Below are 10397 nucleotides of genomic sequence, written 5' to 3' on the forward strand. Positions count from 1 at the left end.
CCCGGAACTACGGTTCCGGGGCCTTTTTCGCGTTCTCGGGCCCGGCCGGCACTGCCGCGCACCCGGTAGCAGTTCCCGATCGGGGGTGGCCCAGCCGCCGGATCGGACATCGCCACTCACCGGGGAGTGGAAGGCGGAGGCGGTTCGGCGGCTGGGGTCGGCACCTGGGGGTGCGGGGGTTCGCCCCAGCGACGGGGCGGCGGGAGGTTGCCAGGCTCGGTGACCGGACGCGTCCCGAGGTGGGGCGCACGTCGTCGGGGAGGAACCACCGTGTCGCTCTCGTCCGTCCGCGCCGGGCCGTCCTGGACCGGACCCGCCTGGGTCGGTCCGGCCTGGCAGCCGACTGTCCCCGTCAGGGCCGAGCGGCCGACCGAACCGGTGCGGGCCACGCCGACCCGCAGGGACTCTCGGGTGGTGGGGGTCGATGCGGCGCGGGGCGTGGCGCTGATCGGGATGATGGCCACGCATGTGTTCCCCCCAGGGTTCGCGGACGGCTCGCCGACCGCAGCCACCGTGATCGCCGCGGGCCGGGCGGTGTCGACCTTCGTGCTCGTCGCGGGGGTGGGTATGGCGTTCCTGGCGGGCGGCCGCGGGGGCAAGCCGGCGGCCGCGGCCGGCCTGGTCGTCCGTGCGCTGCTCATCGGTCTGCTCGGACTGGTGTTCGGGCTCCTCGCCCCCGAGAACGGGATCGACGGGATCCTGCCCTTCTACGGCGTCTTCTTCCTGCTCGCCGTACCTCTGCTCTGGCTCGGCCGACGAGGGCTCATCGCCGTGACGGCCGTGGCGTTCCTCCTCGGGCCGGTCGTTCTCGTGGTCACCGCCGGACTGCCACGGGCCGCCACCGATCCCACCCTCGCCACACTGGTCCAGGATCCGGGCGGACTACTGCTCCAACTGTTCCTGACGGGGGAGTACCCCGCCGTCGTCTACCTGGGTTACCTCGCGGCCGGGCTCGCGATCGGTCGACTCGACCTGTCCTCGCGCCGGGTGGGCTGGGCCCTCGTCGGGGGCGGGCTGGTCCTCGCCGCCGGGTCGCGGGTCGTGTCCTGGATCCTGCTCCACCCGCTCGGCGGGCTCGCCCGGCTGACGGCGGAGATCCCCCCGGGCGACGTGCCCACGGCCGAGCTCGGGCAGCGGCTGCTGTGGGAGGCCTACCCGATGCCGACGTGGTGGTACCTCGCGCTGCCCACGCCGCACTCGCACACGCCGGTCGACCTCGCGCACACCCTGGGCTGCGCGATGGCCGTGCTGGGCGCGCTCCTGCTGCTGAGCCGCGTCGACACGCTGCGCCGGCTGCTGTCCCCGCTCGCCGCGGCGGGCGAGCTCTCCCTGACCCTGTACTGCGCGCACCTGGTGGTGCTGGCGAGCGGGATCCTGTCCGACCAGCCGATGCTGCTGCTCCTGGCGATGGTACTGGGGGCGCTCGCGGTGGCGGTGGCCTGGCGACGGACGGTCGGCCGGGGTCCGCTCGAGACCCTTCTGTCGGTACCCGCGACCGCCGCGCGGCGGGCCGTCGGGGGCCACCGCCGCACCCCGGAGGAGGCCCGACCGCGGCCCGACCGCGGACGGGCGATGGCGGTCGCGCTGGCGGTCCTCCTGCTGGGGTTGGGCTTCGTCGTCGCCCTCGATCCCGACGGTGCGAGCGGGACCTCCGGGCTCGCGGAGGACGTCGGGACGGTCACCGAGGCGGACGACGAGGCCGAGCCCCCGACCGTCGCACCCCTGCCGCCCGAGGACACTGTCACGCCCCCACCGCCCGGGGACACGGCGGCGCCCCTGCCGCCCGAGCGCGGCGACGCCGTCGAGCCGGTGCCCGAGGACGCCGCTGCACCCGCGCCGCCGGACGGGGCCGACGACGAGCAGGACGAGGGGCAGGAGGACCCGGCCTCCTGAGGGGCCCGAGAAGGGGCGACGCCTGCTGAGCGAGGCGTCCTGCCGGGTCAGCGACGGAGGAGGCGGATGCCGGCGGCCCGGTGGAAGCGTGGGCAGTCGCAGGTCACGCACTCGGTGCCGCGGCGGTAGTGCTCGTGGGCCGTGGCGCCGTGGCCGCAGCGGCACGCGGCGTCGACGACGCCCGCGACCCGGGCCGAGGCCGGCACCCGCGGGGCCGGGACGGTGACGGGCGCGTGGACGGAGCGGTCCGGGAGGATCGCGGTCATGCTGGCTTCTACCCCCGAGGAGAAGTCCGGTTCGGTGTGTTCACCAGGCTCGTCGCGCCTCCGGCCGCAGACGTGTCACCCGGGCGGCCGGTTTCATCCGACTTGATGAGGAGAGCCGACGAGGGCAGCGCCGATCTGCCGTCCGGGTGCTCCGGACGGCCGGGAGCCGGTGCTCGTGGCTACGACGCGCCATCGGTTCACCCAGCAGAGTCCGAGTTCTGCCCGTAAGTTCCCTCCCACACTCGGGCGAAACCCGATCCCGGGTGAGTCTCTGCGAGAGTGACGAGAGGAGGGCGACGGTGAGCCTCTGGCAGTACGTCACCGAGAGATGGGACCGGTTGTCGCTCCAGGCACTGCTCCATCTGAGCGGCGTCGTCCAGTGCACGATCCTCGCGGCCGTGATCGGGGTGGCCGTCGGCATCGCGGTCTACCGCAGCCCGGCCGGCTCCGCGGTCGCCACCGCCCTGTCCAGCACGGTCCTCACGATCCCGTCCTTCGCCCTGCTCGGCCTGCTGATCCCGATCGTGGGCCTGGGCGTCACGCCGAGCGTGATCGCACTGACCCTGTACGGCCTGCTGCCGATCGTGCGGAACACGATCGTCGGGCTGGCCGGCGTCGATCCCGCCGTGTCCGACGCGGCCAAGGGCATCGGGATGAGCCGGGCGGGTGTGCTCACCCGTGTCGAGCTGCGGATGGCGTGGCCCGCGATCCTGACCGGCATGCGGGTGTCGGCCCAGATGCTCATGGGAATCGCGGTGATCGCCGCCTACGCCAAGGGCTTCGGTCTCGGGTCCGAGGTCTTCTCCGGGCTGACCCGGGCGGGCTCGGCCAACTCCCTCAACCAGGCGCTCGCCGGCACGCTCGGCGTGGTGATCCTGGCCCTGCTCCTGGACGGGGTCTTCGTCCTGATCGCCCGTCTCACCGTCTCGAAGGGTGTGCGTGACTGAGATGACGACCTCGCCGACCGCCGATGTGGCCACCAGCGACGCTCCGGTCTCCGGCGCCGAGATCCGGCTGGACCGCGTCACCAAGCACTACCCCAACACCTCGGCGCCCGCGGTCGAGGAGTTCACGATGACCATCCCGGCCGGGAAGGTCATCGTGTTCGTCGGCCCCTCCGGGTGCGGCAAGACCACCACGATGCGGATGATCAACCGGATGGTCGAGCCGACCTCCGGCACGATCACGATCGGCGGCCGGGACGCGCTGCACATCGACCCGGACGAGCTCCGCCGCACCATCGGCTACGCCATCCAGCAGGCGGGGCTCTTCCCGCACTACACGGTGGCGCAGAACATCGCGGTGGTGCCCGGCCTGCTCAAGTGGGACAAGAAGCGGATCAACGCTCGCGTCGAGGAGATGATGGACCTCGTCGGGCTCGACCCCGGTACCTTCGCGAACCGGCTGCCGCGGCAGCTGTCCGGCGGCCAGCAGCAGCGCGTGGGCGTGGCCCGCGCGCTCGCCGCGGACCCGCCGGTGCTGCTGATGGACGAGCCCTTCGGCGCCGTCGACCCGATCACCCGGGGCAACCTGCAGGACGAGCTCATGCGGCTGCAGTCCGAGCTGGGCAAGACGATCGTGTTCGTCACCCACGACTTCGACGAGGCCGTCAAGCTCGGCGACAAGATCGCGGTGCTGGGGGACCGGTCGACGATCCAGCAGTACGACACGCCCGACGCGATCCTGGCCAATCCGGCCAACGACACCGTCGCCGGGTTCGTCGGCGCCGGTGCCTCGCTCAAGCAGCTCACGCTGATGCGGGTGCGGGACGTGAAGTACAGCACCGACGAGGTGCTGACCGTGAGCGACGACGAGCACCCGGCCACCGTGGCGGACCGGCTCGCGAAGGCCGGGCGCACCTACGCCCTGGTCGTCGACGACCGCCATCGCCCGACGCGCTGGGTGCACGTGCGGGAGCTCGCCGGACGCAGCTCGTTGCAGCAGGCGGGCAAGCCCGTCGGCGACTCGGTGACCACCCTGTCCACGCTGCAGGACGCGTTGGAGGCGATCCTCACCGAGGGCGGCCGGGCGGTGGTCACGGGCTCGCGCGGCGAGGTCGTGGGCACCATCGACATCACGACGGTCACCGACGTGATCGCCGGCGTCCGCGAGGAGCACGGCGTGGGGGAGACACGATGACCGCCGTCGCCGAGGGCCTTCCCGGCGTCAGCAAGACCAGCGCCGTCGAGCGCAGGCCCAGCGTCACCTCCCGGTCGGACCGGTTCCGGCTGTTCTTCCAGCCGATCGCCGTCGTCGTCATCGTGGCGGCGGTCGTGGTGTGGGCGCTGACCAGCGACCTCAACGCCAACGAGCGGGAGACGCTCAACCTCCCCACGATCCTGACCCTGCTCGGGCAGCACGTGCTGATCACGATCGTGGTCAGCCTGCTGGTGGTGGCCATCGCGGTGCCGCTGGGGGTCGCGCTCACGCGGCCCGCGCTCAAGTGGCTCGCCCCGGTGTTCCTGGCCATCGCCAACATCGGGCAGGCCGCGCCCGCGCTGGGCGTGATCGTGCTGTTCTTCCTCTGGTCGGGCGTCGAGGGCCTGTGGGCCGTGTCGATCCCGCTGATCTTCTACACGCTGCTGCCGGTGCTGCGGAACACGATGGTCGGCATCCAGCAGGTCGACCGCTCGCTGATCGACGCCGGGCGGGGCATCGGGATGTCGGCCGGCGGCGTGCTCCTGCGCGTCGAGCTGCCGCTGGCGGTCCCGCTGATCCTGGCCGGGCTGCGCACCGCCCTGGTGCTCGCGGTCGGCACGGCCACGCTGGCCTTCTTCGTCAACGGCGGCGGGCTCGGCGAACTGATCGACACCGGCTACAAGCTGCAGCTCAACTCCGTGATGTACGTCGGTGCGGTGCTCGCGATCGGGCTGGCCCTGCTCGTCGACTGGCTCGGCGGCATGGCGGAGCGGTGGCTGGCCCCGAAGGGAGCCGAGCAGTGATCCGCAGGCTCGCCGCCGCCGCGGCCACCCTCGCCTCGGCGGCCGTGCTGGCCGGGTGCGGCCTGGAGACGAACACCGCCGTGCCCTTCACCGTCACGCCCGGGTCGATCAAGCCGGTGCCCGCGCTCGAGGGCGTGCCCATCACGGTCGGGTCGAAGGACTTCACCGAGCAGATCCTCGTCGGCTACATGGCCGAGCTGGCGCTGTCCGCGGCAGGCGCCGACGTCCGTGACCTCACCAACATCCAGGGCTCGTCGAACTCCCGGCTCGCGCTCAAGACCGGCGACATCGACCTGACCTGGGAGTACACCGGTACCGGCTGGATCAACTACCTGGGCCACACCGACCCGATCCCCGACGAGCAGAAGCAGTACGAGGCCGTCCGGGACGAGGACCTGGCGCAGAACGGGCTGCGGTGGCTGCCGTACTCCGAGCTCAACAACACCTACGCGTTCGGCACCACGAAGGCCTACGCGGAGCAGCACAACCTCAAGAGCAACTCCGACATGACGGAGTTCCTCGCCCAGAACCCGGACCAGGCGGTGTTCTGCGTCGAGACGGAGTTCGCCAGTCGGCAGGACGGGCTGCCGGGCGTCCAGAAGACGTACGGCTTCCCGACCACCGACGTGAAGACCTTCGGCACCGGCGCGATCTACGCCGGCATCGCCAACGGCACCTGCAACTTCGGGGAGATCTTCACGACGGACGGCCGCATCGCCGGCCTGAACCTCGCGGTGCTGGAGGACGACAAGAAATTCTTCCCGCAGTACAACATCGCGGTCGTGCTCCGGGAGGAGACCTACCGCCAGCACCCCGAGATCGAGCAGGTCATGCAGCCGGTCGCGCAGGCGCTGAACAACGACGAGATGATCGAGCTCGGCAAGAAGGTCGACGTCGACGGGGAGGACCCGGGCCTCGTCGCCCGGGACTGGATGATCCAGAAGGGTTTCATCGGCCCGGACACGTCCTGAGCGCCCGGCTGGGTGCGTGAGGGAACCATGACGCGCTGGGAGCGCCGGACGCGTTATGGTTCCACAAAGCACCCAGAAGGCGCAGGAAAGCGCATTATGGTTCCATAACGGGTTCCGAGGGCGTCGGGAAGCGCATTATGGTTCCATAGTGCGCTCGGGGAACGCAGTTGAGCGCGTTATTGTTCCATAGTGCGCTCGGGGAGTCCGGGAAGCGCGTCGTGGTTCCGTCGGGCGATTCTCACGCGGGGCAGACGGTGCCGTCGCGGGGCAGCGAACCCGCGACGAGCACCTGCTCGACCAGGGCGGTCACGCAGGCGTTGCGCGGGTAGGCGCCCTGCCCGGCGCCCTGCCAGCCGACGAAGGAGCTGCGGCCCAGCAGCTGGGCGACCCGCCGCGACCCGTCCTGGGGCGCGCGCGGGTCGGCCGCCGTGCCCAGCACGAGGACCGGCGGCGTGTCGGCGGGCAGCGCGGTGACGGTCGGCGCACCCGACGACGCCGGCCACGGCCCGCAGGCCAGCAGCCGCTGCGCCGCCGCGGCCCCGAACAGCGGGTACTGCTGCGACCAGCGGTCGGCGAGCTCCGCGACCTCCGGCGGCGCGAGCCGGCGGGCGGTGTCGTTGCAGGCCGTGGCCAGCTCGCCGTCGACGGTGCCGTCGTCGCCGAGGACGGGGGCGAGGAAGCCGATCAGGCCGGTGGGGTCGCCCGCGCCGGCCGCGGCCAGCCCGGCCGCCAGCGCGGGCCAGCGGGCGGGCTCGCCCAGGCCGGTGCGCAGGGCGGCGAGCGCCCCGCCCGCGGTGAGCCGGTCCCCGTCGGCCGAGGCGAGCGGACGCGCACCCAGCCCGGTGACGACGCCGGCGACGGCGGCCCGCGGGTCGGCGCCGAGCGGACAGCCGCCGCGGGCGACGCAGGCGGCGGCGAAGGCGTCGAACGTGGCCTCGGCCGCGCCGGCCCGCGCCTCGCTGCGCTCCGGCTCGTCGGACACCAGGTCGACGGGGGAGTCGAGCACGACCCGGCCGACCGAGCGCGGATGGGCCGACGCCCACGCGGCGACCGCGCTGGCGCCGTCGCCGATCCCGACGACGTCGAGCCGCTCGACCCGCAACGCGGCCCGGAGCCGCTCGAGGTCGGCGGCGGTGGATGCGGTGCGGTAGGAGCTGATCGTGCTGTCGAGGAGCAGGTAGCAGTCCTGCACCACCGCCCGCGCCTCCTCCAGCAGCGGGCCGAGGTCGGTGTCGCCCGCGACCGGCGGCGTGTCGGTGATCGCCGCGCGTGACTCGGGCGGCGCGCAGTCGATCAGGTCGCTGCCGGTGCCGCGCCGGTCCAGCCCCACGAGCTGGTACTGCGCCAGCACCGCGTCGGAGACCAGGGTGGCGAGCCGCCCCGCGGCGCGGGCCGAGCCGCCGCCGGCGCTGTCGCCAACCACGACCAGCGCGGGGCGGTTGCGGGGCGCGTCGGCGGCGGCGACCCGCAGCACGCCGAGCCGGGTGGCGTCGGTACCGGGCCGGGCGGGGTCGGTGTCGACGGCCAGCTCGCCGCAGCTCGCCCCGAGGCTGCGCCCGGGCGGCACCGGGAAACCGGCGGCGGCGACCGCCTCGACCGTGTCCGCGGTGCAGTCGGCGTAGTCGATCAGCGGGTCCTGCTCCTGCGGGGCCGGCAGGGCGTCCGGGTCGGCCGGGACGGGCGGGGCGGTCGGCGCGGGCCCGGTGGTGGTGTCGCCGCGCACCGCGACCGGGGGACGCTGGGAGGGCCCGACCGAGCAGGCGGCCAGCACGAGCACGCCCAGGAGCGCGACGATCACGACGCGTGCACGACCCCCCACGCTCCCAGTCTGCCCGCCCGCCGGTGAACCGGTCGTTAGTGGGCCGTCCAGCCACCGTCCTGGACCAGCGAGACCCCGGTGACGGAGGCCGAGGCCGGTCCCCAGAGCACGCTCGCGAACTCGGCGACCTCGTCCGGCTCGATCAGCCGTTTCACCGCGACGGGGGTCAGCATGATCTTCTCGACGACCTCGTCCTCGCCGATGCCGTGGGTGCGGGCCTGGTCGGCGATCTGCTTCTCCACCAGGGGCGTGCGCACGTAGGCGGGGTTGACGCAGTTGCTGGTCACGCCGTGCGCCGCGCCCTCGAGTGCGGTGACCTTGGACAGTCCCTCGAGCCCGTGCTTGGCCGCCACGTAGGCGGACTTGTAGGGCGAGGCCCGGAGCCCGTGCGCGCTGGACACGTTGACGATCCGGCCCCAGCCCCGCTCGTACATGTGCGGCAGCACGCGGCGGATCAGCCGGAACGGTGCCTCGAGCATGATCGTGAGGATCTGGTGGAACAGCTCGGGGTCGAAGTCCTCGATCGGGGAGACGTGCTGCCGCCCCGCGTTGTTGACCAGCACGTCGACCTCGGCCGGCAGGGCGTCGACGGCGTCGAGATCGGTGAGGTCGCAGGGCACGGCCTCGATCCCGTCGACCTCGGCGGCCAGCGCCTTCACCGCGTCGGCCGAGAGGTCCACGGCGTACACGCGGGCGCCGTCGGCGGCGAGCCGGCGGGCCATCGCCGCCCCGATCCCGCTCGCCGCGCCGGTGACCAGGGCCGTGCGGCCGGACAGGAGGGGACCGGTGTCGGACGTCATGCCGTCGAGGCTAACCAGCGCTCAGGCCACGCGGGGAGCGTGCGTGACGGAGTCGAGCTCCAGCCGGACGGCGACCGGCAGGTGCGTGAGGCCGAGCGAGTCCCGCGCCTCCGCGACGACCTCGTTCTCCAGGCGGCGGCACACCTCGGCGACGTCGGCCTCGTCCGTGACCCACACGGTGAGCCGCAGCGCCGGGGTGCCCGCGGACCCGACCATCCGCGCCCGGGCCCTGCCCACGCCGGGCAGCCCGGCCGCCCGGTCCGCGACGGCCTCGGCGAAGGCCCCGGCGGTCACCAGCAACGTCGTGTCCGGGTTCTCCTCGAGCAGCAGGTCGGGGCGGCGTTCCGGGCGCAGCGACCGGACGGCCCACCACAGCCCGAGCACGACGAGCACCACGCCCGCGGCGATCGCGACCCAGCGCCAGAGCTGCTGCTGTGTCCGGAGGGCGTCGACGATCATCGGGTCCAGCAGCGGCCGGGCGGCGCGCCCGGCGCCGAACACGCCGAAGCCGAGCAGCGCCGCGAGCGTGCCCGCGGTCAGCAGCACGAGGCCGAGCAGCGCGAGCCAGAAGCGGTCGCCGCCGGCGGACCGGGCGACGGCCTTGCGCGAGCTGCGGAGGACGCGCCGCGGCGGGGCGGCCGCGGTGGTCGGGGTGCCCCTGGTGCCCCTGGTGTCCGGGGTGTCCGGGGTGTCCGTCGTGGTGCTCATCGGGGTTCCTTCCGGCCGCGGGTGGACACGGCGACGCGCGGCCGCCGGGCGAGGGGCAGCGCGTCGAGCAGGCCGTCGACCCGGCCGCGGACGGTGTCGGTCAGCCCGCCGAGCCCGCCGTCGGCGTCGGGCCAGCCCTCGGCCCGGACCACGACCTTGCGCGCGGAGGCGCTCACGGTCGCCGCCGCGACGTCGTCGGACTCCCGGACCGTGCGCCCGACCAGCCGGGCCAGCACCCGGGGCGAGGTCGCGACGGTCATCTCGGGGGTCGGGGCGGTGAGCCGGACGTCGTGCCGGCGGGCGAGCAGGGCGACCAGCAGGAGCAGCAGCCCGACGACGGCCACGCAGATCGACACCACGACCACCGGCCGCTCGGACCAGCTCAGCCGGGTGAGCACCACCTGCCAGGCCGGCCACGGCACGACGAGGCCGCGCGCGGTGGGCCGGACCCAGGCGGCGACGACCTCGACCACGAGAACCACGCCCACCGCGGCCAGGGCCAGGCCCAGCAGCGGCGACAGCGTGCGGAGCAGCACGCGCACGTCGGACCTCCTATCGGATCCGGGGCTGCGCGGGACCGGTCGCCCCGCGCAGGCCCGAGACGGTGACGGCGAGCGAGCGGACCCGGTACCCGGCCAGCCGCTCCAGCTCCTCGGCGACCTTGGCGCGCACCGCCGCGACGGTGTCGCGCACCGGGGCGGGGTAGGCGCAGGTCAGCTCGAGCCGGACGTCGACGGCGTCGCCGCTCGCGGAGATCCGCGCCCGCGGGCCGGCGTCGCCGACCTCGACGCCGGCCACCCGGCGCTCGCGGTGCAGGGTGCCCGGAACCAGGTCCGTCGCGTGCTCGACGATCGCGCGCAGCACGGACGGCGCGATGTCGAGGACCCCCCGCTCGTCGGCGTCGGGCGCCCACGCGGGCAGCGCGACCTCGGCCGGGGCCCGGGTCCCCGGGGCCGGCGGTCCGGCGACCGCGGCGGGCGGCCGGGCGGGAGCGGCCC

The 10397-nt window shown here is 74.1% G+C and carries 11 protein-coding genes; 5 read left to right on the plus strand and 6 right to left on the minus strand.

The window, feature by feature from the left end:
- Nucleotides 1-414 precede the first annotated feature (414 nt).
- Nucleotides 415-1893 carry a heparan-alpha-glucosaminide N-acetyltransferase domain-containing protein gene (locus ACFQH9_RS12570; protein ID WP_379566193.1) on the plus strand — a complete coding sequence of 493 codons (1479 nt, stop codon included), beginning with the start codon at nucleotides 415-417 and terminating at the stop codon, nucleotides 1891-1893.
- 47 nt (nucleotides 1894-1940) lie between these two features.
- On the opposite strand, the gene ACFQH9_RS12575 is transcribed toward ACFQH9_RS12570, so the two are convergent.
- Nucleotides 1941-2159, minus strand: coding sequence for a hypothetical protein (locus ACFQH9_RS12575; protein WP_379566194.1), 219 nt, complete (start codon nucleotides 2157-2159; stop codon nucleotides 1941-1943).
- Nucleotides 2160-2458: 299 nt separating this feature from the next.
- Here ACFQH9_RS12575 and ACFQH9_RS12580 point away from each other — a divergent pair, with 299 nt between their 5' ends.
- Genes ACFQH9_RS12580 through ACFQH9_RS12595 form a run of 4 tightly spaced genes read left to right on the plus strand, consistent with a single transcriptional unit; the run spans nucleotide 2459 to nucleotide 6072 of the window.
- Complete coding sequence (locus ACFQH9_RS12580; protein WP_379566195.1) at nucleotides 2459-3106, plus strand: ABC transporter permease; 648 nt, start codon at nucleotides 2459-2461, stop codon at nucleotides 3104-3106.
- Between the two features lies 1 nt (nucleotide 3107).
- Entirely contained in the window at nucleotides 3108-4298 is a 1191-nt protein-coding gene (locus ACFQH9_RS12585; protein WP_379566282.1) for an ATP-binding cassette domain-containing protein, read from the plus strand.
- Nucleotides 4295-5101 (plus strand): ABC transporter permease, encoded by an 807-nt coding sequence (locus tag ACFQH9_RS12590; RefSeq protein ID WP_379566196.1) that lies wholly within the window; start codon nucleotides 4295-4297, stop codon nucleotides 5099-5101. The genes ACFQH9_RS12585 and ACFQH9_RS12590 overlap by 4 nt, the downstream gene beginning before the upstream one ends.
- A complete protein-coding gene (locus ACFQH9_RS12595; RefSeq protein ID WP_379566283.1) occupies nucleotides 5101-6072 on the plus strand; it encodes a glycine betaine ABC transporter substrate-binding protein in 972 nt (323 codons plus the stop codon). The genes ACFQH9_RS12590 and ACFQH9_RS12595 overlap by 1 nt, the downstream gene beginning before the upstream one ends.
- Before the next feature lie 238 nt (nucleotides 6073-6310).
- Here the strand turns inward: ACFQH9_RS12595 and ACFQH9_RS12600 are convergent, their stop codons facing one another.
- The 5 genes from ACFQH9_RS12600 to ACFQH9_RS12620 all read right to left on the minus strand — a co-directional run.
- Nucleotides 6311-7891 carry an alpha/beta hydrolase gene (locus tag ACFQH9_RS12600; protein WP_379566197.1) on the minus strand — a complete coding sequence of 527 codons (1581 nt, stop codon included), beginning with the start codon at nucleotides 7889-7891 and terminating at the stop codon, nucleotides 6311-6313.
- Nucleotides 7892-7926: 35 nt separating this feature from the next.
- Nucleotides 7927-8691, minus strand: a complete 765-nt coding sequence (locus tag ACFQH9_RS12605) for a 3-hydroxybutyrate dehydrogenase (protein WP_379566198.1) — start codon at nucleotides 8689-8691, stop codon at nucleotides 7927-7929.
- Between the two features lie 21 nt (nucleotides 8692-8712).
- Nucleotides 8713-9399 carry an alkaline shock response membrane anchor protein AmaP gene (amaP, locus tag ACFQH9_RS12610; protein ID WP_379566199.1) on the minus strand — a complete coding sequence of 229 codons (687 nt, stop codon included), beginning with the start codon at nucleotides 9397-9399 and terminating at the stop codon, nucleotides 8713-8715.
- Nucleotides 9396-9941, minus strand: coding sequence for a DUF6286 domain-containing protein (locus tag ACFQH9_RS12615; RefSeq protein WP_379566200.1), 546 nt, complete (start codon nucleotides 9939-9941; stop codon nucleotides 9396-9398). Before ACFQH9_RS12615 ends, amaP begins: the two co-directional genes overlap by 4 nt.
- 10 nt (nucleotides 9942-9951) lie before the next feature.
- A partial coding sequence (locus ACFQH9_RS12620; RefSeq protein ID WP_379566201.1) for an Asp23/Gls24 family envelope stress response protein occupies nucleotides 9952-10397 on the minus strand: 446 nt, incomplete at its 5' end.

The sequence above is a fragment of the Pseudonocardia lutea genome (assembly GCF_042658055.1).
Lineage (GTDB): Bacteria > Actinomycetota > Actinomycetes > Mycobacteriales > Pseudonocardiaceae > Pseudonocardia > Pseudonocardia lutea.